Annotated in this window: 27 protein-coding genes and 1 other annotated feature; of the genes, 9 read left to right on the top strand and 18 right to left on the bottom strand. The window is 36.8% G+C overall.

Annotation, left to right across the window (positions count from 1 at the left end):
• Positions 1-11 precede the first annotated feature (11 nt).
• From KS419_RS16245 to KS419_RS16230, 4 genes are all read left to right on the top strand, one after another.
• Complete coding sequence (locus KS419_RS16245) at positions 12-614, top strand: lytic transglycosylase domain-containing protein (protein ID WP_217067441.1); 603 nt, start codon at positions 12-14, stop codon at positions 612-614.
• A gap of 285 nt (positions 615-899) precedes the next feature.
• Complete coding sequence (locus KS419_RS16240) at positions 900-1,283, top strand: globin domain-containing protein (protein ID WP_217067440.1); 384 nt, start codon at positions 900-902, stop codon at positions 1,281-1,283.
• A 35-nt stretch (positions 1,284-1,318) separates the two neighbouring features.
• Positions 1,319-2,239 carry a ClpXP adapter SpxH family protein gene (locus KS419_RS16235; RefSeq protein ID WP_217067439.1) on the top strand — a complete coding sequence of 307 codons (921 nt, stop codon included), beginning with the start codon at positions 1,319-1,321 and terminating at the stop codon, positions 2,237-2,239.
• A gap of 423 nt (positions 2,240-2,662) precedes the next feature.
• A complete protein-coding gene (locus KS419_RS16230; RefSeq protein WP_217067438.1) occupies positions 2,663-2,848 on the top strand; it encodes a hypothetical protein in 186 nt (61 codons plus the stop codon).
• A gap of 73 nt (positions 2,849-2,921) precedes the next feature.
• On the opposite strand, the gene pepF is transcribed toward KS419_RS16230, so the two are convergent.
• The 4 genes from pepF to mecA form a co-directional block, all read right to left on the bottom strand.
• Positions 2,922-4,733 carry an oligoendopeptidase F gene (pepF, locus tag KS419_RS16225; RefSeq protein WP_217067437.1) on the bottom strand — a complete coding sequence of 604 codons (1,812 nt, stop codon included), beginning with the start codon at positions 4,731-4,733 and terminating at the stop codon, positions 2,922-2,924.
• Between the two features lie 80 nt (positions 4,734-4,813).
• Entirely contained in the window at positions 4,814-6,040 is a 1,227-nt protein-coding gene (locus KS419_RS16220) for a competence protein CoiA (protein ID WP_217067436.1), read from the bottom strand.
• 104 nt (positions 6,041-6,144) lie between these two features.
• Positions 6,145-7,656, bottom strand: a complete 1,512-nt coding sequence (gene cls / locus KS419_RS16215) for a cardiolipin synthase (protein WP_217067435.1) — start codon at positions 7,654-7,656, stop codon at positions 6,145-6,147.
• Between the two features lie 152 nt (positions 7,657-7,808).
• The gene (mecA, locus tag KS419_RS16210) at positions 7,809-8,465 is read right to left on the bottom strand and encodes an adaptor protein MecA (RefSeq protein WP_217067434.1); all 657 of its coding nucleotides are present in this window, start codon (positions 8,463-8,465) and stop codon (positions 7,809-7,811) included.
• A 510-nt stretch (positions 8,466-8,975) separates the two neighbouring features.
• On the opposite strand from mecA, the gene KS419_RS16205 reads away from it, so the two are divergent.
• The gene (locus tag KS419_RS16205) at positions 8,976-9,659 is read left to right on the top strand and encodes a TerC family protein (RefSeq protein WP_217067433.1); all 684 of its coding nucleotides are present in this window, start codon (positions 8,976-8,978) and stop codon (positions 9,657-9,659) included.
• A gap of 117 nt (positions 9,660-9,776) precedes the next feature.
• Here KS419_RS16205 and spxA read toward each other — a convergent pair whose 3' ends face one another.
• From spxA to KS419_RS16190, 4 genes are all read right to left on the bottom strand, one after another.
• The gene (gene spxA / locus KS419_RS16200; protein WP_217067496.1) at positions 9,777-10,178 is read right to left on the bottom strand and encodes a transcriptional regulator SpxA; all 402 of its coding nucleotides are present in this window, start codon (positions 10,176-10,178) and stop codon (positions 9,777-9,779) included.
• A gap of 452 nt (positions 10,179-10,630) precedes the next feature.
• The gene (locus KS419_RS25290; RefSeq protein WP_281419827.1) at positions 10,631-10,759 is read right to left on the bottom strand and encodes a hypothetical protein; all 129 of its coding nucleotides are present in this window, start codon (positions 10,757-10,759) and stop codon (positions 10,631-10,633) included.
• A gap of 40 nt (positions 10,760-10,799) precedes the next feature.
• Positions 10,800-11,357 carry a GNAT family N-acetyltransferase gene (locus tag KS419_RS16195; protein WP_217067432.1) on the bottom strand — a complete coding sequence of 186 codons (558 nt, stop codon included), beginning with the start codon at positions 11,355-11,357 and terminating at the stop codon, positions 10,800-10,802.
• A gap of 228 nt (positions 11,358-11,585) precedes the next feature.
• Complete coding sequence (locus KS419_RS16190) at positions 11,586-12,737, bottom strand: putative glycoside hydrolase (RefSeq protein WP_380087528.1); 1,152 nt, start codon at positions 12,735-12,737, stop codon at positions 11,586-11,588.
• A 328-nt stretch (positions 12,738-13,065) separates the two neighbouring features.
• Between KS419_RS16190 and KS419_RS16185 the strand changes: the two genes are divergently transcribed.
• Both KS419_RS16185 and KS419_RS16180 read left to right on the top strand, forming a co-directional pair.
• Positions 13,066-13,611: an HD domain-containing protein gene (locus KS419_RS16185; protein ID WP_217067430.1), complete on the top strand. Its 546-nt coding sequence runs from the start codon at positions 13,066-13,068 to the stop codon at positions 13,609-13,611.
• Between the two features lie 253 nt (positions 13,612-13,864).
• Positions 13,865-14,878, top strand: a complete 1,014-nt coding sequence (locus KS419_RS16180; RefSeq protein ID WP_217067429.1) for a sodium:calcium antiporter — start codon at positions 13,865-13,867, stop codon at positions 14,876-14,878.
• A 248-nt stretch (positions 14,879-15,126) separates the two neighbouring features.
• Here the strand turns inward: KS419_RS16180 and KS419_RS25285 are convergent, their stop codons facing one another.
• The 3 genes from KS419_RS25285 to KS419_RS16170 form a co-directional block, all read right to left on the bottom strand.
• The gene (locus KS419_RS25285) at positions 15,127-15,249 is read right to left on the bottom strand and encodes a hypothetical protein (RefSeq protein WP_281419826.1); all 123 of its coding nucleotides are present in this window, start codon (positions 15,247-15,249) and stop codon (positions 15,127-15,129) included.
• 141 nt (positions 15,250-15,390) lie between these two features.
• Positions 15,391-15,951 (bottom strand): peroxiredoxin family protein, encoded by a 561-nt coding sequence (locus KS419_RS16175; protein ID WP_217067428.1) that lies wholly within the window; start codon positions 15,949-15,951, stop codon positions 15,391-15,393.
• A 66-nt stretch (positions 15,952-16,017) separates the two neighbouring features.
• On the bottom strand, positions 16,018-17,157 hold the full coding sequence (locus KS419_RS16170) for a dicarboxylate/amino acid:cation symporter (protein WP_217067427.1): 1,140 nt from the start codon (positions 17,155-17,157) through the stop codon (positions 16,018-16,020).
• A 325-nt stretch (positions 17,158-17,482) separates the two neighbouring features.
• Positions 17,483-17,765 (top strand) — a binding site (T-box leader).
• 66 nt (positions 17,766-17,831) lie between these two features.
• On the opposite strand from KS419_RS16170, the gene trpS reads away from it, so the two are divergent.
• Positions 17,832-18,818 (top strand): tryptophan--tRNA ligase, encoded by a 987-nt coding sequence (gene trpS, locus KS419_RS16165; RefSeq protein WP_217067426.1) that lies wholly within the window; start codon positions 17,832-17,834, stop codon positions 18,816-18,818.
• Positions 18,819-18,975: 157 nt separating this feature from the next.
• Here trpS and KS419_RS16160 read toward each other — a convergent pair whose 3' ends face one another.
• The 6 genes from KS419_RS16160 to liaF all read right to left on the bottom strand — a co-directional run bounded on the left by KS419_RS16160 (position 18,976) and on the right by liaF (position 23,915).
• Entirely contained in the window at positions 18,976-19,737 is a 762-nt protein-coding gene (locus KS419_RS16160; RefSeq protein ID WP_217067425.1) for a YjbA family protein, read from the bottom strand.
• A gap of 87 nt (positions 19,738-19,824) precedes the next feature.
• Positions 19,825-20,034, bottom strand: coding sequence for a YuzI family membrane protein (locus KS419_RS16155; RefSeq protein ID WP_217067424.1), 210 nt, complete (start codon positions 20,032-20,034; stop codon positions 19,825-19,827).
• 141 nt (positions 20,035-20,175) lie between these two features.
• The gene (locus KS419_RS16150) at positions 20,176-20,991 is read right to left on the bottom strand and encodes a DUF2268 domain-containing putative Zn-dependent protease (protein WP_217067423.1); all 816 of its coding nucleotides are present in this window, start codon (positions 20,989-20,991) and stop codon (positions 20,176-20,178) included.
• 306 nt (positions 20,992-21,297) lie between these two features.
• Positions 21,298-21,927, bottom strand: a complete 630-nt coding sequence (locus KS419_RS16145) for a response regulator transcription factor (RefSeq protein WP_217067422.1) — start codon at positions 21,925-21,927, stop codon at positions 21,298-21,300.
• A complete protein-coding gene (locus tag KS419_RS16140; RefSeq protein ID WP_217067421.1) occupies positions 21,920-23,080 on the bottom strand; it encodes a sensor histidine kinase in 1,161 nt (386 codons plus the stop codon). Before KS419_RS16140 ends, KS419_RS16145 begins: the two co-directional genes overlap by 8 nt.
• A complete protein-coding gene (gene liaF, locus KS419_RS16135; RefSeq protein ID WP_217067420.1) occupies positions 23,073-23,915 on the bottom strand; it encodes a cell wall-active antibiotics response protein LiaF in 843 nt (280 codons plus the stop codon). The genes KS419_RS16140 and liaF overlap by 8 nt, the downstream gene beginning before the upstream one ends.
• 287 nt (positions 23,916-24,202) lie before the next feature.
• Between liaF and KS419_RS16130 the strand changes: the two genes are divergently transcribed.
• On the top strand, positions 24,203-25,180 hold the full coding sequence (locus tag KS419_RS16130; RefSeq protein ID WP_217067419.1) for an LCP family protein: 978 nt from the start codon (positions 24,203-24,205) through the stop codon (positions 25,178-25,180).
• Positions 25,181-25,255: 75 nt separating this feature from the next.
• Here KS419_RS16130 and fabF read toward each other — a convergent pair whose 3' ends face one another.
• Complete coding sequence (gene fabF / locus KS419_RS16125; RefSeq protein ID WP_217067418.1) at positions 25,256-26,497, bottom strand: beta-ketoacyl-ACP synthase II; 1,242 nt, start codon at positions 26,495-26,497, stop codon at positions 25,256-25,258.
• Between the last annotated feature and the right edge of the window lie 93 nt (positions 26,498-26,590).

Genomic DNA, 26,590 nt, shown 5'->3' with positions numbered 1-26,590 from the left:
GGGGAACTGAAATGAAAATCAATGGAGGAAATGATTTTTATCAATGGCAAGTTTTACGGGCATGGGGAGAAAAACAATCAGAAACACTACGTTCTTCCTCAGTCAATCCATTAGCATCCAATTTCCAAGATCTTCTTCAAGAAAAAATAGCTTCCTTCGAAAATAAATTACAGCAATTAAATTCTGGAATGGAATTAAAGAGTAATTCAGAAAGAGATGCAGCATTTCTCCCCCTTATTAAAGAGGCATCACTAAAACACGGGGTAGACCAGGAATTAATTTATGCCGTTATTCAACATGAGTCAGGATTCCGTTCTGATGTTGTCAGTCACGCTGGGGCCAGAGGTCTGATGCAATTAATGCCGGCCACCGCTAAAGGGTTAGGGGTAATGGACAGTTTTGATCCGAAGCAAAATATCGATGGAGGAACACGATATTTAAAATCGATGATTGATCGGTATAATGGAGATATTTCCTTAGCGCTTGCAGCTTATAATGCTGGACCGGGAAATGTAGATCGTTATGGAGGTATTCCACCTTTTAAAGAAACTCAAAACTATGTACCAAAAGTACTTGCTACCTATCGAAAAATATCAGAGACTTCTTTTGCTTAACGGAACATCGCTCTTTTTAGAGCGATGTTTTTATTTTTTACTTCAGGAAAAACTAAACGAAACAGTTTAATTGAAATCCGCATAAATTATCTTGCTGTTAAATAACATTATTACTGTTGTAAAAGTACATTATAGTTCACATTTGTTGATGACTAGGTTAATGCTTGCTACAATAAGCATAATTAGGAAAAGCATAAACGATTCAAGGATGAGGGATTAGGGGTACCCTCCCTAATAGAAAGCGCCAGCCTGCGGGAATTTAAACGATAATAAAAGGAGCTAGTTATGGATTCCCATCATAAAATGACACCTTTTGAGATAATTGGTGAAGAAAAACTTAGTGAACTGGTAGACCGTTTTTATGAATTAGTTTCCAATGACCTAGAGCTTTCTCCCGTTTTTCCAGAAGACCTGACAGAGACAGCCAGAAAGCAAAAACAATTTTTAACCCAATTTCTTGGAGGACCACCATTGTACTCTGAGGAACATGGTCACCCTATGTTACGGGCAAGGCATATGCCATTTCCAATTACGCCAAAACGTGCTCAAGCTTGGTTAGCCTGTATGGATACTGCTCTCAGTGAAACGTCAATGGATCAGGCCGTAAAAGATTACCTATATGATCGACTAACACATACAGCACAACACATGATAAATACTAAAGAGTAATTGACTTGCTCTCTGTAAGAAGGAGGGATGACCCATTGTCACAAAAAGAAGGTAATTTTGTCTGTTATGATGAATTAGGTATTTGCTGCCCAGAGGAACCATCATCTTTTTACCTCCCTGAACGGGGTAAAAAACCCATAGAGATTTATATGTTCATTGATCCACTATGTCCTGAATGCTGGGCACTGGAACCTATTATAAAAAAATTACAAATGGAATATTCTCCATACTTCACCTTAAAGACATTGTTAGGGAATGAATTGAAATCGTTAAATCAGCCCTGTGGGTCAACTAAAGGTGCACGTTTAAAACAATTGGCAAAGTCCTACGATGAAATAGCCACACGAACAGGTATGCCTTGCGATGGTGATGTCTGGCACGAAAATACTTTCACACCATACTCTGCAATCATTGGAATTAAAGCTGCTGAGTTACAGGGAAAAGCCATTGGATCCAAATTTTTACGCCGACTTCGTGAAGCACTTTTTCTGCATAAACAGAACATCGCTTCCAATAATGTTTTAATTGAATGCGCTGGAAAGGTAAATGGAATGGATGTGGAAGAATTTAAAAAAGACATTCATTCACAAAGTGCTACTAAAGCATTTCAGTCAGATGTGAAAACCACAAAAGAAATGGACGTTACATCTGTTCCTACATTAGTATTTTTTAATGATGATGTGGAAGAGCCTGGATTGAAGGTTACTGGTCTGTATGACTATGGGGTGTATGTGGAGATTATGGAAGATATGATTGGAAAAACGATGGAAAAATGTCCACCACTGCCATTAGATGCTTTCTTGAAATTTTATTCTGTTGTAGCAGCAAAGGAAATTAGCGTTGTATTTGATTGGTCTCTGGATGAAGTGGAAAAGGAAATGAAAAAACTTCAAATTAAGAAGATGGTCGAAAAAGTGTCTGTCAAAACCGGTACATTATACCGTTACTTAGATTAGATAATGACAATGGAATTACTGTCCCGGTAAATCGAATGAGCGATTTTGGGGCAGTTTTTGTTTTATTTCCCGTTTTGTTTTTCTATTGCATCAATATTTGTCTGTCCACACTTCTATTCCAATTCTTTGTCCCACACCTCCAAAACGAAAAAAATCAGGTGGGGTAACCTGATTTTTTTCATTGGAACATTGTCAAGTTTATTAAAAGGGTTTTCGTCAGGGGTTTGACGACCTTCACATAAGCTAAGGGGGAGTTATGTGATTCCCTTCACAACACAAATGTAACAAAATAGTTTATTTTATACAATGCATTCGTGAATCATTTCACAAAAATGACACACAAAACAACCTCCTTGTCTATTTTGCTGTGTACTTGCATAAACATTTAGTAGAAAAAGCAATTGAAAGAAGGAGGAGGCAGTCATGACTTTTATCCTTATCATTAATGCTATAGGAATTCTCATCAGCTTCTTTTTGGTAGTATTAAGTCTATTGAATATATTCCCAAAACTAGTTGCAATTCCTCTTTTGTTCTTATTTATTGTTCTATCTGTTCACCTCATCAATGATCGTCATCGTTTTAGGGGATTTAAGTCTACGAGGAGATAACTCCTAATGAAGTTGATCCCTATAAATAGAGCACCAATGGATCAACCTGACCCAAATGATGCTCCCAACGTATTTATTCTGTTAATAATGATTCTAATTCCGTTAGTGTTTCCTCAAAAACAGAAAGGGCCTGCTTAATTGGTTCTGGTGAAGTCATATCCACTCCAGCCTTCTTTAGCACATTAATCGGGTAGTCGGAACTACCGGCCTTTAAGAATTCCAAGTATCGATCAACAGCAGGCTTACCTTCTTCTAATATCTGTTTTGCAAGAGCAGTAGCCGCACTGTACCCAGTTGCGTATTGATAGACATAAAAATTATAGTAAAAGTGTGGGATTCTTGCCCATTCTAATGCAATCTCCTCATCCACAACAATATCTTCTCCAAAATACTTTTTGTTTAATTCATAATATAACTCACTTAAACGATCTGCTGTAAGGGGTTCTCCTGCTGCAGCTTTTTCGTGTATAAGTTGTTCAAACTCTGCGAACATAGTTTGACGGAATACCGTACCTCGGAAACCTTCTAGGAAGTGATTTAATAAATACAATCTCTCCTGTTTATCTTCCGTTGTTTTAAGCATATAGTCATTCAACAATGCCTCATTACATGTCGATGCAACCTCAGCTACGAAGATAGAGTAATTTGCATAAGGATATGGTTGTGTTTTCCTCGTATAGTAACTATGAACTGAGTGACCAAACTCATGAGCAAGGGTAAATAAATTGTTTACGTTATCCTGCCAATTCATTAGAATATATGGTCTCGTTCCATATGCACCAGAAGAATAAGCTCCGCTACGCTTCCCAACATTTTCTTCTACATCTACCCAACGATTTTCTAAACCCTCTTGAATAATAGAAACGTACTCATCCCCTAGAGGCTTTACTCCATTTTTCACCAGATCCTTTGCATCATTGTACGTTACTTTCATATCCACTTCCTTTACAAGTGGCGTATATAAGTCATACATGTGAAGCTCATCGAGTCCTAGAACTTTTTTCCTTAGTTTCACATAACGGTGGAGCAAATGTAAGTGATCGTTGACTGTTGATACCAATTGGTCATACACGACTTCCGGAATGTGATTTTTGCTTAGTGCGGCCTGACGTGCAGAATCATAATTGCGGACATTCGCATTAAAAATGTTTTTTTTCACATTTCCACCAAGGGTGCTTGAAAAAGTATTTTTAAATTTCCCATACGTTTCATAAACTGCCTTAAACGCATCACGACGGACCTTTGGATCATCACTCTCAAGAAAACGGATGTAGCGGCCATGAGTAATTTCAATTTCGTTTCCTTCCTCATCCTTCACTTCTGGAAACTTCATGTCTGCATTGTTTAACATTCCGAATGTATTTGTAGAAGAATCAGTCACTTCACTTACTTGTGCTAAAATAGATTCTTCCCTTTCTGTGAGAACATGTGGTCGTTGATGATTAAGTTGTTCTAATATATGCTTATATAATTGTAGATCAGGTGTGTCCTCAAGGAATTGATTTATTTTTTCCTCAGGTACCGCAAGTAATTCCGGTGTCATAAATGATGCTGCATTGGAAACTTGAGAAACTAGTTGGCTTGCACGATCATTCAACCCTTGATAAAAAGAGTTCGTTGTATCTTGGTCATAGCGCATATGTGCATATGTATAAAGTTTACTGAGTTTCTTTGATATTTCATTTTGGTATTGTAGCGCTTCATACAATTTATCTCCGGATTTACCAAGTTCCCCTTTGAACTCTTTTAACTTCGGAAACATTTCTTTTACTTCATTAAATTCTATATCCCACTCCTCGTCTGTGGCATAAATATCTTCTAGATCCCAAGTCAATTCCTTTGGAACTTCATTTCTTTTCGGTAATGTTTGTGTTGACCCTGCCATTTTGGCACCTCCATTTTTGTAGGTTAGTTTATAATTTTACCACTTGTATTCCATCTAGGTAAACTAATATACTCTCCTTCTTACTGTTTTTCCCAAGCCTCCTTTATGACACTTTGTACATAAAGATCATCCATACATAGTGTATCCAACTGTTTATTAATATGAATATGATTCTTAATACAATACACTCCATTAAACTTTTTTTCTAAAACATGAAATAAACAGAGACAATCAAAGTACTCTCCTATCACTTCACGAAGAAGATCTTTTGGGTGCCGTGGAAGTTTTTTCATTTGAAAAAAGGAGGAGCTTTTTTGGGAAATGGAATTTACAATGGAAGAAAGTTGTAAGTGATGATAAATGGGGTTTCCGTTAATTATTGTCATGATAATCCATGTTTGCCACCATTGTGGCGGTGTAAGAAAATATAAGTTCCTCCTTAAGGGAAGACAACCCAGTGCAGGAAAATAGTTTAAATTTAACTGAAATGCTTGAAATATTCTAAGCATTTTCCGTTCCACCGGATTCATAGATAAGAACACTTTTTGGCGCTTTTTTCTTGTTTCCTTGAGCCATGTACTGAAAAAAATATCATAGTAAAATGAATTTGGTTTTATAGAAGATGATGGTGTACTATCGATGAGGTCAATAGGTGAATAAGTAGGGGGAAGACTAAATGGAAAAGCCATAAGTCTTTGTGAGCTAATATATAAATAATGTGTTAACATGATCCATTCTTCTTTTTTTACATCTAAATAAATTGCTTCCGTTTGATCAGTGGGGGTAAAACGGATCAGCATCTGATCCAGCAGAGTAGAGGAAATTTCATATTTATTTCTTCTCCGCTGTAATACTGAGGATAATCCAATCCAAATTTGATGAATGCCTATCTTTTCATATTCCTCTCGGCGTTTATTCAGAATCTCAAAGGGAATTGCTGATCGTTGAATTTCAAAAACATAGGATTGATCGTTGATTGTTACAAAAATATCCGCTCTCTGTCTAATCTCCTTTATATAATATTCTGTTTTCGGATCATACCCGTGCATGTTTAACCAGTTGACAATCAGCCTTTTTCCTTTTGCATGGTCTTCGGTCTCTCCTTTTTTCTCTGCCAGACTGCAATCACTTTCTGAAAGATGTGCAAAATGCCACGCTTGATAGTGACCAAGTTTTAATATTACTCTTTCACCACACTTTGGACAAAAATATTTCGTTTTTTGTTTTTCCGCTTCTAGCTCCTCCCTTCCCTTATTAACTCCAAACAGGGTAATCATTGTTCCGTTTTGACGTTTTGCAGTAAACATTTTCCTTACTCCTTTCAAAATGTTATAAAAGAAACCCTACTATCATTTTAATATTGGCTTATGGGATCAAGAAGGAGGGAATAAAGCCCTTCTGATAAAAGGGCTTAAAGGAGCGGTGACAATAACCTGGAAGTGGATTCAATCAGTTTATGAGCATAAGATCGCTTTTTAAATACTTCATAACGTATGATGGTAGAATGCTCCATATCATAAATAAAATCACTGACAAGTGATTCCACACTTCGCGTTTGATACAAAAATGCGTTTACTTCAAAATTCAAGTGAAAACTCCTCATATCCATATTTGCAGTGCCGATAGAAGCTATTTCATGATCAACAATAATTATTTTGCTGTGCATGAATCCCCGATGATACTCATAAATTTTTACTCCCGCGTCCAACAATTCTGGAAAGTAAGACCTTGAAGCATAAAATACAATTCGTTTATCAGGACGGCTTGGAACAAGAATACGTACATCTATTCCACTTAGAGCAGCAATCTTTATGGCACTTAACATATCATCATCAGGAACGAAATACGGGGATGCAATCCAAATGGAACGCTTTGCGGAAGTAATCATTGTAAAAAACAACTTCTTAATTACTTCCCAACGGGTATCTGGTCCACTGGATATCATTTGAACCCCGCCCACATCTTTTTTTTCAGGTAAGTTAGGAGATAAGTAACTTGGTTTTAATGCGGTTTCCCCAGTGGCATAAAACCAGTCTCGAAGGAATAAAAGCTGTAGACTTCGAATGGCTTCCCCTTCCACAAACAGGTGGGTGTCACGCCAATGCCCGAAATACCTATTCTTTCCTAAGTATTCATCGCCGATATTTAAACCGCCAATAAAAGCATATTTCGTGTCCACCACTATTATTTTTCTGTGGTTTCGATAGTTTATTTTATTATTGAATATTGGAATTCTTACCGGTGAAAAAGGTACCATTTGAACACCTTCTGCTAACAGTTCATCAATGTAGTCCTTTCCAAGTTTCCAGCACCCTACGGCATCATACAAAAAGCGGACAGTTACGCCTTCCTTTGCTTTGTCAATCAAGATATCTTTTATTTCATGGCCTAACTGATCATCCCTTACGATATAGTACTCCATATGAATATGATCGACTGCCTGTTTTAACGCTTGTTTTATATAGGTGAAAGTTTCTTTACCGTCCGTCAAAACTTTCGTATCTGTTTGAAAGGAAATGGGATTATTTGCCAATTTATGCGCTAAACGGAATAACTTTTGCTGATGATCTGCCATTTCACTAATCTTTGACTCATCAAGTGGTCTATTTCCCTCAATTTGATGAAAAGCCTGTTCATCCTCAATTGCTTTTTTTGAAAATGATTTTCGCTTCCGGTAATTTTGACCGAACATCAAGTAAAAGAAAAATCCAACAATGGGAAACATACCAAGGACCATTAACCATGTAACGGTTTTCGTTGGGTTCCGGTTCTCAAAGAATATTACTACTGCAATAAAAAAGGCAGACAAAGAAAAAATAATACTGAATCCGCCAACTATCCAATTTTCATAATACTCATTTGTAAGGTATAAAATAGCCCCGATAAATGTAAGAAAAATAAAAATTTGTAAACGTTTTAACATTTTGGTTTCTCCTTTGTTCTATCATGGAGATTGTAACATATTTCCTCCCATAAGTAATGTATCATAGTATCGAAATATGTCATTTTTTTGTTCATTTAAGAAAGGCTATCGGCATTAGAAAAAAGAAAAAAGCCGGCCATATTTCACCGACTTTAAGCAAACTTTTTTCGAATATCAGATAAGGCATCTTCTGCAATAATTTCTGTACCATATTCAGAAATTCGATGAATCGTTACATCTGATTCATATCCAAATTCCAACATACGACTTAGCATATTGTCCTGTTCCTCATCACTGTATGTTTCATCTAGTGTAACGTAAATATAATAAGTCCCTTCAAAACTATGAAGGCTGGTCATCACCTCATCATGAAAAGAGTGACTTAAGGAAATAACATCTTCAAATTCTCTGAAACCAATTACAACACTTAAGGAATGATCTTTAACTACTTCACTCCCCTTATTTTTTGCAAACTGACTATCTAACATGTCTACAATATTATTATCCACAGGCATCTCTTCCCTCTCATCATCATCCATTGGAATTTCAAGCTTCATGTTTCCATCGCTCATTTGCCCACGAGTTACAATAATTTCTAAACCTTTATCTAATGCATGAACCTGTACCCAAAGGGGGCCAGACATTTCAAAATTTTCCTTGTCGTTTGCCTCATTCATCATTTCGAAAAATAACTCTTCTCCCCGTTCCCGGTTATACCATATTTCGTCTTTATCGAATCCTCGACGTTCCATGTCGTGGTAAGTAATGTAGAACTTAATTGTTGTATCATTGATTCTTTCGATATCCATTTGTTCTCACCCTTTCCTTTTAATCTGTTTTTTTGAGAACAATCTCACGAATGTCTGGGTAATAAGAATAGCGCAAGCGCCTATGAACACGAGCGTAGGGCAGTGGAGGAATGACAACTAGAAGTCCGCTCTTTGACTTCGGTTGTCACTTCCGAAGTGCCCCGCAGCGAGTAGGCGCTGTAGCTAGACAATAAGATAGCGCAAGCGCCTTTGTCATGGGCGAAAGTCCTGAAGTGATCTGAGCCCGAAGGTGCCAAAACTTATACATTCTTATCTTTTAAAAAAATTAACCAGATAGCTTACTTATATTTTAGACGATTTAAGACAGAAATGAAATAGTAGGAACTACTTTCAAAGCTATCCACCTCTCTTATTAGTATTTACTGTAAATCACTATAGAGATGTTCTTAAATCTTAAGAGCTTGTATATATATATAAAAGATTCCTTAACTTTTATAACAATGTTTAAGTGACTCTATTTTAATTGGATAAGCAGGGGGGAATCAACCTTTGAGCTCAGAATTTGTACTCTCACTTTTAACCATCATAGGAATTGATATTATATTAGGGGGCGATAACGCAATAGTAGTGGCTCTGGCCTGCAGAAAACTTCCACCTCACTTGCGAAACAAAGCAATTGTTGCTGGTATCCTTCTAGCAATCATTGCCCGTGCCCTTTTAACGATTGTAGCCGTAAAACTGTTAGCCATACCATACTTAATGACAATAGGTGGAATATTATTATTATGGATAGCATTTCGATTACTGACAAATTCAGAAGAAGAACATTCCATCAGTAGTGAAGCAAAAGTCAGCGATGCCATTAAAACGATTGTTGTTGCTGATGTTGTTATGGGATTTGATAATGTACTAGCTGTTGCTGGTGCTTCCCAAGGTAATATCGTTTTAGTTTTTTTAGGATTATTAATCTCCATTCCAATTATCATCTGGGGTAGTAAAATTATACTTTATTTAATGAACAAATTTTCATTTATCATATACATCGGTTCAGGAATACTTGTTTATACTTCTGGCAGGATGATTTTACACGAACCAAAAGTAATGGAAATAGTTAGTGATATTGGAATAAATTCAACCCTATTTTTGATGATTTTAGTTTTAATTGTATTATTTGGATCCTGGGTTTTCAATCAAGTAAAAGGAATTCAGTGGTTTCATACTTATCGTAACTAAGAAACAACAGTCCCCCACCTTCCGTTTTCAGTAAAAATTTTTTCTATTATCCCATGAATGACTTTAAAATGGAAGCGAAAGGCCTTCTACTTTATCAGCAGAAGGCCTTTCCATTTTTTATTCATTCACTAGTTTTCTTGCTGCTTCCTGTAATTGGAATGTTCTTACTTTACGTGGTAAGAATCGACGAATCTCTGCTTCATTATATCCTACCTGAATTCGCTTCTCATCCAAAATAATGGGACGTCGTAATAAACCAGGATGATCACTAATTAATTTAAAAAGATCTTGTAGTGGCATTGAATCTAATTCCACGTCTAATTCTTGAAATACTTTAGACCTTGTGGAAATAATTTCGTCAGTACCATCCTCTGTCATTCTGACTACCTCTTTTACCTCTTCTACTGTAAGTGGCTCAGAAAAAAGGTTTCTCTCAACAAACTCAATATTGTTTTCTTGTAACCATGCCTTCGCCTTGCGACATGACGTGCAACTCGGAGATGTAAATAGTGTCACCATGAACCCAATTCTCCTTTCCTGTCCAAAATCAATTATATATTTATAAATCATGAGATCTATCTCTAAATACAATATTTATTATACTATAATTATTATAATTTGGATAGATCAAATAAAGATCAAATATATTTATTATACAAAGTATAAACATTATGTATATGCTAACATTCTTTACTTCATTTTAATACCCTTTATTTCGAAAAACTAAACTATTTTTTTCATAATTTTTTTTATGGCTTTTTCCTAAATTCTCAACAACGAAAAACAATTCTCATTCATCAACGTACATATAATTCTTATATACGATTTCACTTCAATAAAAGTTTCATTTTCACGAAAAAAATTCTTACTTCCGTGACGAAAAATGAAAGGTTAACCAACAAAATCCAGGGGAGCTAATTCTAGAATAGTGAAAAAAGCTGTACTGCGTTATTCAATACAGCTTTTGTTTTTTACGCTATAGTTTTCGTTTGAGAGACAGTACCACGTTTTGGGATTTTATTTACTTCTTCCCATTTCCGTTTTAAGAGATCTCTCCACAGCTCTTTTTTTGCTTTCTTTCTCTTCATACTTCCTTTCATTCAAAACACTCTCCTCTCTTTTGTTTCCTAACAAAGAGAATTATGGTGACGTTTGATCCTCATCAAATGTCAAGACTTTCTCCACATCTTCATAGGATTTTCCATATAGCTGCTGATCCTTATACGTGTGAATTGTTTCGTAGGTGTGCCTCATTTTAGCAAATATACTTTCTTCTGGTTCATTTAAAGGTGTCCAATATAAAATCTCAAGTTCATTAATTTTTCCAGTATCTAAGGATTTTCTCCGATAACCTATAGATTGTGCATGCTTAAATCCTTCACGATCATAAAATCTCTTTCTTTTTTGAGTATCCGTATCTTTGTAATCAATGGGTTCAACCTCTAAAATAATCGGCTTTTTCTTTCGCTTCAATTGATCAAGGAGTTTTTTTCCCAAACCTTGCCCCCTCGCATCTTTCGAAACAAACAAATAATCCACAAAAATGAAATCCTCCATCTCCACATACATAAGTACATGGTTTGGACCTTCATCTTTTTTATAGATATCCTTTTTTTCCTTTAACAATAATTCCATATGTTCCTGTGATTTCATCTCTTCTATTGGAAAATATTGATTTAACTTTTCATACCAATTCATCTCGCAACCTCCACTTTTAACGCTATATAATCAATTTTGTTATCCTTTATTAGTATATGCTAAGAATAACAAATGATAAACAACGCATAAGCCCGTAATTTACCCTCTTATAAGATTGGCTGCTCATTAAACGGAGTTACGAATAAGTTTTATATAATACCTAAAGAATCCTTTCATATCCCTAAAATTTGATAAAACGACCGGGTATCTGTTCCCGGTCGTCTGTTGTTAATCTAGAAGATAATTAACTCCTTGGGTATAGGAATTCCCTGCATTCCAAAGGAGAAATTCATTTATTCCATTTTCGTATAACGCTCTAATTTGAGCTTCCACTTCTGCTTTACCATAAACTTTATAATTTCCAGCCCCTAAATAAGATGCTGTGAAATCTTGAATCCAAGGTCTGGATGTTGGAGGATTATCCATCGCTCCTAAAACCTCGTTCTCTACCTTCGCATAAGCGTCAACTAATTCATACGGATATAAATCCGGTTTATCAATTCCAAAATAAGGTGTCCAGTGACTTGGATATATCATAGATGAAATGACATCAACATTTTCTGAGATACGAGTAAAGTTTTGACCTATACCTGGTGCTTCTGAGATCGTTGCAGAGTAACCAAAAATATCAACGGAAACATCCACATCATACGGCTCCAGTTGCTCCCTTGCATAGGCAACAAAATCCGTAACAGCATCTACACGTTTCTTCACATTATCTTCTCCGTCAGTATATTTCCCAACTCCATAATCTAAAATATCATCACGGGTTTCAAATCCTTCTGGGAAACGGACATAATCAAACTGAATTTCCTGGAAACCCAATTCCGCTGCCATTTTCGCAATCTCAACATTGTATTCCCATACTTCTTCTAAAAATGGATTCACAAATGCTTCTCCACGACGGTTTACCCAAACTTCACCATTTTGTTTAAATGATAATTCAGGTTGCTGCTTTGCCAATACAGAATCTTTAAAAACAACAATACGTGCAATAGGATAAACTTCATTTTCTTCCAAAGTCCGCATTAATTCTTCCATATTTTTAATCATGTTTTGAGAGTTCTCATAAAAAGGAGAATCCTCTTCGGGACGATAAGTTAAGTATCCGTGATCATCCTTCACATCAATTACCATTGCATTTAAAGCTGTTGTATTCACTAGTTCCAATAACGATTCAAACCTTGCTCCCCCAGCAGAGTGACCCGTAACAAAAATCCCCCTTACAGCATCTGGATATTCAAACGTAAATCCAGAGTGGAATGTAAACCGGGCAATTTTCTCAGGCCAGTCCCTCTCTAACAACTGAACCTGCTTCGTAACATGAAGATAACCTGTTAAAGGTTGTTCCGTTTCTGCAGATGCCTTTTCTGTTCCAATAAAAGTAAAAACTAATACCAATACTAATAAGCTTACTACTCTTTTACATTTCCCCACAGCATTCACACCTTTTCCCTTCAGTATTTCTTAAGTTGTCCTACTTTTTTGTGACTTCGTTTAACTTGCTTTAATTATACAATGATATGGGCTAATAACCAATGAGGAAATTAGTGGATTTTTGTAAAAACAAAGTCATGTCCGTATATAATTTATTTTCCTATCCTATTGACTCAATACTTACGAATCGTTATAATATTGAACAATATACATTTTTCTTTAACATATGGTTGGTCAATAGACTAAAAGAATTTAGGAGAGGAGAGATAAGATGGAAAGAATTACATTACTCGAAATTTACAAACACCCAATCACCCAAAAATATGTTAAGCGATCTGGGTTGGCCCATGCTATCTCAACTGCTTACTATGCCTTTGATTATGCCATTCAATTAAATGTTAACCCTGATTTAGCTGCCAAGGCAGCACTCTTACATGATATTGGCCATTATACATGGTATAAAGATGGGAAATGGGATTATCGACTTTACAAAGAAAACGATATTCATCCTATTAAAGGGGCAGAAAGGGCACACAAATTATTAATACGCTTAGGAGAAAAACCTGTTTTTGCCAAAAAAATTGCACTTGCTATTCTATTTCATACAGATTCTTACTTGCCTGAGGGAGAACTTCATCTTGACCCGTTACAAAAAGCAGTTGCCTTAGCGGATAAAGCAGATGAAGAGCCAGGTGGTACTCACCATTATAAAACCATTTCTGAATCAAATGCTTATGAAAAACTTAGATTGTTAGATGACAAGATTGAAAAGTTTCTTACGTATGAAAGAACTGGAAAAAGTCAACCTGCGTCTTAAATGACAAAATTTAAAATATCTTGACCGTCAGGAACAAGAATGCTAGATTAGTCTTATACAATTAACAAACCTCATAAAAAGGGGAGTAGCGACCATTGGTTAATGAATCGTCATTTCAGCGATTTTTCGCTCGGTTCATTAAGCTTTGCCCGTATGCAAAGTACGCAAGACCTTTTTATGAAATGTTCTTTTTTAAGAAAAGAACATTTCATAGGAAGGTCTGTTTTTATGTGAAAAAGGAGTAGATGAAGAGATGATGTATTTTATTTTTGCAATAGCAGCATTAATCACCGTCTTATGTGCCGTAAAATTATCTGTTTATGCAGATGTATTAAGTGAAAGGACCTCCCTTGGGGGAATGATGGTTGGTACTCTCCTCTTAGCAGGCGCAACTTCTTTGCCGGAAGTAACAACAAGTGCCACTGCTGTGTTTGTGAATAATCCTGACATTGCTGTTGGTAATGTATTAGGAAGTAATCTGTTTAATCTGCTCATTCTTGCAGTATTGGATATCATTTACCGAAAGAAAAGGATGATGACAAATATCCATAGAGAACATTTGCAGACAGGTTTTATCAGTCTTGGATTAACAGGATTTGTTCTTGTTTCAATTTATCTGCAATCAAATATTACTTTTCTTGGTGTTGGAATTGAATCCTATTTACTCATTCTTTTTTATTTTATTGGAATAAAAATGATGAGTAAGTCCAATGAAGAAGTAACACAGGCTGAGGTTGCCGCAACATTAGAAACGGGAAATACAACTACAAGAGATTATCATACAGGAGCCATCTCCGTGAAAAATGCAAAAATAGGGTTTTTTATAGCGGCTTTGATTATCTTCATTACAGGATCCCTCTTAACCATTTCAGGGGATATGATAGCAAAATCCACTGGACTGAGTTCCAGTTTTGTTGGAAGTTTTCTCATTGCTGGTGCCACTTCCTTACCTGAGGTGGTTACGGTAATTGTAGCTATACAACTTCTTAATTATAATCTTGCAGTTGGGAATATATTGGGCAGTAATATATTTAACCTTCTAATCTTATCCTTTTCAGACATTTTATATCGGGATGGAAGTATTCTCAGTGCTGCTAGCCCTGTATCTGCATTTACTGCCGTTGCAGTTATCATTTTAAACCTTATTATTATTGGAAGTATTATCTATTGGCAAGGGAACAGAAAAAATACAGTTGGTTACATTTTCCCATCTATTCTGCTAATTATTATATACGGGTTCTCAAGTTACTTTATATTTACGTATTAAAAAGAAAAGCGAAAGCGCCTAAGATCACGAGCGTAGGGCGGTGGAGGAATGACAACTAGAAGTCTGCTCTTTGACTTCGGTTGTCACTTCCGAAGTGCCCCGTAGCGAGTAGGCGCTTGAGCTGGACAACTTGCCCGAAGGTGCAAAAACTTATACATTCTTATCTTTTAAGAAAAGCGAAAGCGCCTAAGATCACGAGCGAAGGGCGGTGCCTCTTCCTCTACAAGCATCGCTCTGGAGAGTATCCGTCAATCGGGCAAAGCGCCACGTCCTGTGGCATGCCCGATATTAGGACGTCCTGTCCGTTCATCGGGCAGAGCGCCACGTCCTGTGGCATGCCCGATATTAGGACGTCCTGTCCGTTGAGGCAACTCGTAGTCTATTCCAGGGCAGCAACGCTTGCGTGCTGCCTTAAAAAACTTTAGAGAAATATATTTCCTAGCTAATGATTCCATTAACTATCGTTTCGTTGGGATTTGTCATTGATAAAACACTTTTGTCCCAGTTTCGTTTTAATTATTACTAAAAAAATCATTTTCTTTAATGGTTTCCACTGGGATAATTCCTAAGTTTCTCCCTTGGATAATACCATTTGAATCAATCATGAAACTGGTCGGAACAGCAATAATTTCATATAGTTCCTGAACCTCACCTTCCTTATCTAACAGGATAGGGACTCCCTCGATAGGAATTGAACTTACATAGTCGGATATATCATGTTGTGTTGATTCAAGCGTGGTTAAATTCACCCCGATAATTTGAATATTATTTAAAAATCCATTTTTTTTCGCCCACTCCAGCTGAAGCCATTGTTCTGAACAGTTATGGCACCATGTGGTGAAGAAAAAAATCACTATTTTTTCTCCTTCAAAATCCCTTGTATTTACAGGCTCTCCTGTTAGTGTTTCCAAGGAGAAACCAGGGGCCCTCTCCCCGTTTTGTAAACCTTCTGATACTTCGGTCATTGTTCTCTGTGTAAGTGCTAAGTCATGATTCGATTGCATATAAAATGCACCAGTAAGAAACAAAATAAAGAACATTAATCCTATTTGGAGCCTTCCTTTAAGTGACATGGACATCCCCCCTGCTCCATCTTATGAAGAAATAGAGTGAGAGATTACCTTTCCATGAGTATTAATTTACTTTTCCATCGTCTGATCAATGATCACGGACATAGCCCCATCCCCAGTGACATTTGCTGCTGTTCCAAAGGAGTCTTGTGCCATATATAAGGCAATCATTAACCCTATGGCAACATCGGTAAAGCCCAGCATAGATGTGAGAACCCCCAAAGCAGCCATAATCGCTCCACCTGGTACTCCAGGAGCAGCAATCATAATTACCCCAAGCATAAGAATGACAGGAATCATTTCCAAAAATGTTGGTATACTATATCCATCAAGAATAGACATGACAGCTACGGCACACGTTACAATTGTAATAACACTTCCTGAGAGATGAATAGTGGCAAAGAGTGGAATACTAAAATTTGCCACTTCTTCCCTAACCTTGTTTTCCTTTGCCTGCTTTAAAGTGACAGGAATCGTCGCGGCACTACTCATTGTACCGATAGCCGTAAAGTAAGCAGGCAACATTGTTTTAATTAATAGGAGTGGATTTCGTTTAGTAAACACACCTGCAATACTATATTGAACAATTAGCCAAATCCAATGGGTTATGACCGCTACAAGTAAAACAATCCCAAACACTCTGAGTGTATCAAAAACTGTCCCCTCTGATGCTAAACCTGCAAAAATACCTGAAATATAGATTGGTAAAAAAGGTATAATAATCTTTCGAATAATGAGATCTACAATCTCTTTCCCTTCATCAAAAATCGTAATGAGAGCATTGCTTTTTAGCTTTGCCATACTAATCCCAAAAATGAATGCTAAGACTAATGCCGTAATAACTCCCATCAACGGCGCGATTTGAAATGAGAAAAAAGCTTCCAGCGCTGTCCCTTCAACAGGTTGTGTTCCTTCTGAAGATATAATTGGTACGACAATCGTGGCAATGATATAGGCAGTTACACCTGCTAAGAATGTGGAGATATAAGCTGTACCCACAGTGAATCCTACCAATTTTCCAGACTTTCCCCCAAGCTTGGACACTCCTGATGCAATGAAAAATAAAATGATCAGTGGAATCATAAATCCAATAAATTGTCCAAAAATATCTTTTACCGTAATTAATAATCTTGTAAGCCATTCTACTTGAATAAGACCAATGATAATACCAAAAATAATACCAGAGACTAATTTTAAAATAAGCTTCATTTTTGCCACATCCATTCTATAAATTGTTTTTATACAAAGGACAAATGTCTATTCTGATTCACTTTTAATCATCTTGCCTTTAATCTTGTAAAAAAACAAGGCTTTTTGAATTAGTCCCAATTTTAAAATTATTCTACTATTTCACCATGGAATCGTTCTCTGTTTCTTTCAGTCGGTTCACAAGATTCCAATTGTGCTGTAAAACTCAAATCTGTTCCAGGATAACAGCATATATTCAACTAATTTCAAGGTTTGATGTATTATTTTAAAATAAATTTGCTTTTGGAAATAAAAGGTCGTATAATGAATTCAAATTTTAAAATTGTTCCTGGTGATGAGAAAGAGTAGTACTTTTCCCTAACATTTTCAGAGAGTCTGCGGTTGCTGGAAGCGGATAGTGTGGTGAAAAGGAATGGACTTTGGAGCCATCTGACTGAACGGATTGATAATTCTTGCTATCAACTCAAGTAGGCTCAGACGTCAATCAAACGTTATATTGATACCCCTTCCTGGTCTATGTATTTTTAATTGAATCCGGCGAGGGTACAGAGAGATTTCTTTTTTGGAAGAAATAATAAGGGTGGTAACGCGGTCCAATCGTCCCTACTATTACAGTAGAGATGATTGGGCCTTTTTATTTACAATTTCATTTGTATGAAAGGTAGGAAAATCCAATGAAAACAATTTTTTCAGGAATTCAGCCAAGCGGGACGCTAACACTTGGAAACTATTTAGGGGCGATGAAACATTTTGTAGAATTACAAAAGGAGAACAACTGTTATTTTTGTATCGTGGATCAGCATGCTATCACTGTCCCACAAGACAAGTCAGTGCTCAGAAAAAACATTCGAAGTCTTGCTGCCCTTTATTTAGCGGTGGGAATTGACCCAGAAAAGTCAACACTGTTTATACAATCGGAAGTGCCAGCTCATGCACAGCTAGGATGGATCATGCAGTGTGTAAGTTACATTGGGGAACTGGAACGGATGACTCAATTTAAGGATAAATCGGAAGGAAAAGAAGCCGTTTCCGCTTCCCTCCTTACTTATCCACCACTCATGGCAGCAGATATTTTACTTTATGGTACGGATATCGTTCCTGTGGGTGAGGATCAAAAACAACATCTTGAATTAACAAGGGACTTGGCGGAAAGGTTCAATAAAAAATACAATGATATCTTTACCATCCCTGAAGTGAAAATACCAAAGGTAGGCGCACGGATTATGTCATTAACGGAACCTGAGAAAAAAATGAGTAAATCAAATCCAAACACCAAAAGCTTTATTTCCATGTTAGATGACGAAAAGCAAATAATTAAAAAGATTAAGAGTGCCGTTACAGATTCTGATAATGAAGTCCGTTATGACAAAGGAGAAAAACCTGGGGTTGCCAATTTGCTTTCCATCTACAGTCTGTGCTCTGGTGTCTCCATTGAAGAGTTAGAATTAAAATACAGAGGGAAAGGATACGGGGAGTTTAAAGGGGATGTTGCCGAAGTGGTTGTCACTACCATCAAACCGATTCAGGAAAGATATTATGAGTTAATTGAATCGGAGGAATTGGATATCATCCTCGACCAAGGTGCTGAAAAGGCCCAGGCTGCTGCAACTAAAATGTTAAAAAAAGCAGAACGTGCCATGGGATTAGGTCGAAAAAGATAAACCTAATTACAGTTCCAAAAAAAATAGTTCATGGAACATCCAAAGGATGTTCCATGAACCAATAACCGTCTCCAAAGTAACCACTATTTTTTCTCGTTATTTTCCTTTGAAAACAGCCCATTTAAAACACTGTTTATGTAAAACTAATAATCCTAACTTAACGGACATTTTTTTTCACATTGTCATCTTGCTGTTGTAACTCCCACAATTTCTCGAAAAAAGGTTGTCCTTTAATCATGGTTAAGCAATATTCCTCATGTTTTTTTGACCAACTAACTTGTATATCTCTATACAAAGCATTCCAAGCTTCTTCAAAATTCATTTGTTGAATCTCCAAGTATTTATCAGGAGCCCATTCCGTATACCAGTACCGTATTTCTGCCTCTTCTGCATCATGATAAAGTTGATCAAGTGCCATAAAGAGAATCTGCTTTAATTGTCGTTCTTTCCGTATTAAGCCTTTCATTAAAGCAGGGTCCGGTGAAAGGATATGATACTGCTTTTCACAATCAAGATAATCCATATAGTATTCCCTTGGAGGTTCTCCAGAAACTAATTCCAATAGTTGTTGTTCCTGCCTTGGTACTAATCGACTTTTTCTCACCGGTGTATGATAGCCAATCGTATCTACCACTATGGTTCGATTTCCATCGGTTGCTAAAAAACAATATTCCAGTTCCACCCGCTGGCTTTTTCTCCGTATATAACTTTGTTTATATACATCCGCTAATAGCTCTTCCGGTAACTCTTGCAATGAATTTTCAATATAGTCAAACAAATTTTCATGAATTTTGACAACCGCCACCTGATCTAACAATTCTATCCGATCTTCCTTACGCCATTCAAAAAACTCGCAAACGTTATATCCGTTCTCTTCTCCTTCAAACCAATTTACCCATACATCCCGCATATGGAGCATGCTTTTTAAACCCCCTTACACGTTCTTTTTAACAACAGTATGGGCAGGAGAAAACCAGTTTATTCCACGATTGCTATTTTCTTTTACTCATTTCATCTTAAAAGGTAGATAAATCATTCCCCAGACAAGGAGAATCCCAAGGAGAAATAGGTATAACTCTAAACGACCTACTAAAAACAGCAAATATTCTGCTATAGAATAACCAACTGTCAACAGATTTAAATAGGCTACGATACTGACCCCGCCTATCACTGCAAATCCGAATCCTATAAAAAGAATAAAAAATCGATAAATCAAGAGTTATCCCTCCCTTCCCCTTGTCCAGTAGAACTATTTATTCTAAACTATGACAGGAGACAGCTAAAAAAGAACAATGACTTGGACTACCCTTTGAACTATTCCGAAATTAATGAACAGGGTCTTTTTGTCTTATAACTCCTACCGATCAGAAAAAAATGATTCATGAAGGATTTTCTCTGCTGGCATTTGTACTAACTCTAATGAATTCAAATTATCATTCTTTTCTGCAAAAGACTCTACCATTCGAAAACCAATATTATAACCTAACCATTTCGGAAATCCATACTTACCACCATACATATATGCTGTGTGACGTTTCCTCCCACGAAGTGTTATCTTTTCTTGAATGACCCTTTCCCACCACTTCCACAAAAATTCATTACTATATAACTTCACCCATGGGGCTAAATATTCAGACCCAATCTGCTTTTTTACTTCCCACTCTGCTAATCCTTCCATGACAATGGACTCTAATAGAGAAACCGAATCTTCTGTGTGACCATGATGATGTAATCGGCAGATGTGATGGTACTCATGAATCATTAGTGCTTGCTTTTCCTTTTGGGTTACTTCTCCATGAAAAAAGAGAAACATGACATTTGGAAAGGTAATTCCATTTTTTCCACCCATACCTTCCATTAACCAGTGGCTGTTCTCATTAATTGGGAACAAAAAAATATCCACATCCGGACCTTTTAAATATTCCTTACACTGTTGAAATATTTTTGACAGACCTAAAACTGGATTATTAGATTGCCACTTTCTCCAGATATCCTGAGTATCCTTCGATATAGGTAACATCCCTTGTGTATAGAGATAGTGAAGCCATTCTTCTTTACTCCAGTCTGGAAAATGTTCCATCAGCTTAGAGAATTTTATAACATTTAATGGTTCACTTTCTGCGGACACTTCGTAAAGCCGTTTCAACCAAACACTTGAATTAATTAATCCCATATGGAGTACCTCCATTTCATGACAATTACTTAGAATATAAAAGGAAAAAGCAAACAATGGTTTATCTCAATTTTCAATGTATATATTATGCTATGCTAGAAGGAAAGTATTGCGCACAACAATGGTTATTCGAAGTGCCCCGTAGCGGTGCTACCTCTTCCTCTACTAGCTAATACTCTGTTGTTTGTCCTTCAATCGGGGCAAAACCCCATGTCCTTTGGCTACCCGAAAACATATAAATTACATTTTAAAAAGACATTTACACGATGGTAAATGTCCCTTTGAAATATATACTATTTTCTATCCTTATGTAAGGTGATGTTTGTTGGCATAGATGGCTGCTTGGGTACGATCTTCTAATTCTAATTTCGCCAAGATATGGCTGACATGTGTTTTGACTGTCTTTATTCCAATAAATAGAGCCGTTGCAATTTCCTTGTTCGTTTTCCCTTGTCCAATGAGAGCCAAAACTTCCTTTTCCCTATTTGTGAGTTCATCATGTTTTGGTTTAGAATGCATATGCTGAAACATTTTTTGTGTAACTTTCCCTTGGAAAGTGGGTTCTCCTTTTTTCGCTTTTCGAATGGCATCTACTATTTCTGTTGCGCTCGATGTTTTTAGGAGATAACTAAATGCTCCTGCCTCCATCACTGGAAATAGCATTTCATCATCGAGGTAACTGGTCAGAACAATAACCTTAATGTTATCCATTTCCTCCATAATTTTCTTCGTGGCGTCTATTCCGTTCATCCCATCCATGAGCAAGTCCATTAAAATAACATCTGGAGACAGCTCTTTAGCCTTTTGAACCGCTTCAAACCCATCACTGCCTTCCCCAACTACTTCAATATCATCCTCCACGCTAAGGTAAGTAACTAATCCCATCCTAACCATGTCATGATCATCAACAACCAATACCTTTATCGTATCATTCATCCTTATTTTCCTCCTTTTCCTCATCACCTTTGACAATTGGGATACGAAATTCCAATTTAGTACCTTTCTTCGGATACGATAAAATGGAAAAATGACCGCCAAGTTCAACAATTCTTTCCTTCATGGTCTTTAACCCATAACTGACATTTTGTTTTTTCTGCAATTGTTCCATGTCAAAACCTAAACCGTCATCCTCTAATACTAAAAGCAAACGATCACCTTTATTTGCAAACGAAAAAACTAATTTCCCTGGATTTCCATGTCGGAGGGAATTTGAAATACCTTCTTGAATAACACGAAATAATTGTTCTTCCACACCTGGGTCCAACTCAGGAAATCCCTCTAAACTCCATTCAACCTTTAATGTAGGATGTTTCCGTTTTAGTTCCTCAAATAGACTTTCAATTGCTTGTTTAAGACCTTTCCCATCTAATGTCACCGGTCGTAAATGCATAATAAGAGCCCGTAATTCCTGTTGTGCATGGTGAACCATTTTCTCTGTTTGCTGAAACAAACTCTTAACTTTATCAGGATGTTTATCCATTAATCTCGGCATTGCACCTAAAGACATGGATACGGCAAATAGTTCCTGACTGACAGCATCATGTAAATCCCGTGCCAATTTTCGTCGTTCCTCCAAACTTGCAGCACGTTCTGCCTCGGAAATAAGGGTTGCATTTTCATTTAGTACTCTTCTCATGGACACGATTTGTTGCTCCACATCATTCGTTAATTCATTAATCTGATCCCCTAGTTTTTTTAACTCATCATCCCTTGTGACTTGAACAGTTTTTCCAAACGCTCCCCTTTGAAACTGTTTTAGTTGATGAGTAAGGTATGTGATTGTCCGTTTTATGGATGCCCCATATGTGTAGGAAAAAAACCATGCCGTAAACAAATAGATTACTGCTAAAACAAGCAATATCATTCCATATATAAGGGGGTTGGTAAGTGGTAAGCCAAATATAAGTGATGCCAAGTCTCCATTGGATGGATAAATATAAAAAGATTGGAAACTAAACAAGAGAAAGAAAGATAATAGGAATGCTGTCACCGTTATTTTAATCTGAAGTCTAAGAAGGTCCCAGACAATCCCCTTTAAACCTTTGTTTCTATTGTTTACTTTTTTTTGGAGAGGTTTTACCTTAGCCAACGGTCAAAACCTCCACATCTCCAATATTTAAATTGACGACAAGAATAACTTTTTGCTCTGCTTCATGAAAATTAGGGCTTGTATAAGTGGCGTTTTTACCAGTTCCAGAATAGGAATCATCAAACAAGGTCACTTCCCCTAAGTTAACATCAGCAACAGCTTTTACTGCCATATCCTTTGGGACGAGTATGTCAACAGAACCAATCCAGCATCTGACATCAATGAAATTCTCTCCCTCTTTTAGAATGGCCTTTGATAAATCTACCGTAACATCTCCTATCCAAAGGGAAATATCGGCACCATCTATTTCAAAAGGTTGTCGGCCTAATTGAATTTCTCCCACCCAAGAGTGATATCTTTTGCGCTTATTGCGAAAGGACTTATTTTTATACGAATGGCTACCACTAGACGAAAAATCATGATTTAAATTCTTTTTTTTTCCTTTTTCGTTGTCACCACCAAGATGGATGACAACATTACTATCTCTATCGAAAATAACTTTAAAACCAATATAAATAACTAAGACTGGCCAAACCCAACTCCATAAATCTGAAACACTAAAGGTAAACCAGCCTGCATTATTTCCAAGGATAACTGTGCCCACAGCAGTAATTAATACACCCCAAATGAATTTACCAACATGCCACCGATCCCGTTTTAAACTTTGTAAGAAAATTACAAAACCTTCAAATAATACTTTCAATCCAATAAGTATAATTAAAATCGGCCAAAACGTAGAAACAATACTAGTTGCTTCTGAGTCAATTAAACCTGTATTTGTTAATAAGAAAATAACACCAATTGCTAAAATCAGTATTCCGAATATATTTTTCATCTTATAAAAACTCCTTTTCTTTAAAGGAAATGGGAAACTAGTTATCCTATTTAAGTCCCTTTCCTCTATTATTGTATCGCTTCCCTAACCCTACGCCAATTAATTTTTTTGAATTAGTTCCTAGATTAAGCATACCTTTATACCATAAGCAATCCAACAGACGTAGGACTGTTCTCTCCTCCGTCTCAAGTCGGATATTAATAACTTTCTACTGAATATCAGTCTATAATGACGTTATCTATTCTAGTCTGAAAGAAGTAGTGAATAAAAACGAGAGGTGACATTCCATGAAAAAAACCACCACTGTCACTGTGCTACGTTGGAAGTTGATCCTATTAATATTTCTTCTCCTGATTCTAGTACTTCTACTTACCACAGCTTGGGTGAAAAATGAATACTCTAAAGCAAGGGAAGATTCTCTAAGGGACATTCAAAACCGGAATGGTGTCCTACCTGCTGATGAGGAAATCCAGTTCCACCCTCCTGAAGTAGAATTGGATTTTATCAACATCTTATTACTTGGTGTCGATGCAGAAAATGATGGAGTAACAAGAACAGATACGATAATGTTAGGTCAATATCACCCAAAAGAAGGAAGTGTCCGACTCGTATCCTTAATGCGTGACAGTTATGTTTCCATTCCCGGTTATCGTGATAATAAATTAAATGCTTCCTACGCATTAGGTGGAATGGAACTCCTAAGGAAAACCATAAAAGAAAATTTCCAGGTAGATGTTCATTATTACGCCCAAGTGGATTTTAATAGCTTTATACGAATAGTTGATATTATGGCACCTAATGGATTGGAAGTGGATGTGGAAAATCGAATGTATTACCGTAACAATTCCGGATCATATATCATTGATTTTGCAAGAGGTACACATATACTTGATGGGGAAGATGCACTGGATTATGCCAGATTTCGCAGTGACAGTCAAAACGATTTTGGTCGGGTAAAAAGACAGCAGGAGCTCCTTTCCCTTCTAAAAGATGAAGTCCTAAGTCTCTCAGGAATACAGAGAATTCCTCAGCTCTTAGGTTCGATTGAGCCATATATTCAAACCAATCTCAGTTCACAGGAAATGATATCTTATGGACGGAGTTTTTTAGTAAATAATATTGAAGATATTGAAACAATGACAGTCCCTGTAGAAGGTGGATTTTACGATGAATATTACAATCATGCAGGTGCAGTCTTACAATTGGATATTGAAAAAAACAGAGAAGCTCTTCATGAATTTTTAAAAATAAAAAATGAAGAATAAGTAAATTCCAGACAGAAGCATAAAATCACCCAAAAAAATGGGTGATTTTATCTATATACTATTTATTTATTCTCTTTAAGCTTGGAATTTCTTAAATATCAATGCCACATTATGTCCTCCAAAACCAAGGGAATTACTCATCACCACATTAACTTCCTGATGTCTGGCTTTGTTTGGAACATAGTCTAAATCACATTCCGGATCAGGAGTTTCTAAATTCATAGTTGGTGGAATAATTCCTTCCTGTATAGCTTTTACTGAGAAAATTGCCTCCACAGCTCCAGCTGCACCTAAAAGGTGACCTGTCATTGATTTGGTCGAACTTATTGCTAATTTTTGTGCATGTTCCCCAAAAACGGTTTTTGCCGCTAGGGTTTCGTATTTATCATTATATTCTGTACTTGTTCCATGGGCATTCATATACGTAACATCTTCAGGACTTAAGCCGGCATCCTTCAATGATTCTCTCATAGCTCTTACTGCCCCTTCTCCAGCTGGTGCTGGTGCTGTCACATGATAGGCGTCTCCAGTAGCACCATAACCCACGATTTCTGCATAAATCGTAGCTCCACGGGCAACGGCTGATTCCAAAGATTCAAGAATAATGATACCTGAACCTTCTCCCATCACGAACCCATCACGATTTTTATCAAACGGACGGCTTGCTTTCGTAGGATCCGGGTTTGTGGATAATGCCTTGGCTGAGCTAAATCCCGCAAATGCCATTTCGGTAATCGGTGCTTCTGCTCCACCTGTTACCATTACGTCTGCGTCACCACGCTGTATGACTTTAAACGCATCTCCAATGGAGTTTGCCCCTGAAGCACAAGCCGTTACTGTACAAGAATTTACTCCTTTTGCTCCTAAAGTAATGGATACTTGTCCTGAAGCCATGTCGGGAATCATCATTGGTACAAAGAATGGACTCACACGACGATGTCCCCGTTTTTCATAATTCCTAAACTGAGTTTCAAATGTTTCCATTCCACCGATACCAGAACCAATCCACACTCCAATTCGATGGGCATTTTTGTCGGAAATTTCTAAGTTAGCATCTTTTACTGCCATTAAGGCACTTGCAACAGCAAATTGGGTAAACCGATCCATTTTACGAACATCTTTCGGATCAATAAAGACTGTTGGATCAAATTCCGTTGCTTCTCCCGCCACTTCAGTGGGAAATGTCCCTGCCTCATATTTCTTTAGCTTATCAATTCCAGATTCACCGTTAATCAAACGATTCCACGTTGTTTCCGCATCATTCCCAAGGGGAGTTACTGCTCCTATACCAGTCACTACGACACGTTTCTTTTCCATTACGTAAACTACTCCTTTCACCAAAACAATTATCTGTTTTCAATTAATCAATATTAAATCATTTCAAAAAAGCGATTTTCATTTTCTATAATC

Origin of the sequence: Evansella tamaricis (assembly GCF_019042215.1) — a bacterium.
Classification (GTDB): Bacteria; Bacillota; Bacilli; order Bacillales; family Salisediminibacteriaceae; genus Evansella; species Evansella tamaricis.
The sequence above is the reverse complement of the archived record's forward strand: the minus strand, read 5'-3'. Positions and strand labels throughout refer to the sequence as shown.